The sequence below is a fragment of the Psychrobacter sp. TB20-MNA-CIBAN-0197 genome (assembly GCF_040309765.1).
GTDB classification, from domain to species: domain Bacteria; phylum Pseudomonadota; class Gammaproteobacteria; order Pseudomonadales; family Moraxellaceae; genus Psychrobacter; species Psychrobacter submarinus.
On the sequence record NZ_JBEOPC010000658.1, the window covers coordinates 1 to 269 of the forward strand.

Genomic DNA, 269 nt, shown 5'->3' on the forward strand with positions numbered 1-269 from the left:
GGCTTGATCAAAGTTAACAGGCGCTAGCAATAACTGTGGGAAGCTACCACGGGTAACGATGTCACTGATGACTTCACGAGCATACGGGAACAAAACGTTCGGGCAATAAGCACCTAGGATTTGACCGATTTGATCTTCTGGAATGTCTTTTAGCAAGAAAATACCCGCTTGATGCACCTCAGCGATAAATGCCGCTTCTTCTGCATTTTTTGCAGTAACGCTAACGGTCAAAATCACTTGATAATGATCGTCGTCTAGCTTTTCAGCAT

General features: G+C 44.2%; 1 protein-coding gene. It reads right to left on the reverse strand.

Annotated features, from left to right (window positions below; translation table 11 throughout):
* Positions 1-269: protein-export chaperone SecB (secB, locus tag AAEY83_RS15405; protein ID WP_351060307.1), on the reverse strand; the 269-nt coding region annotated here is incomplete at both ends.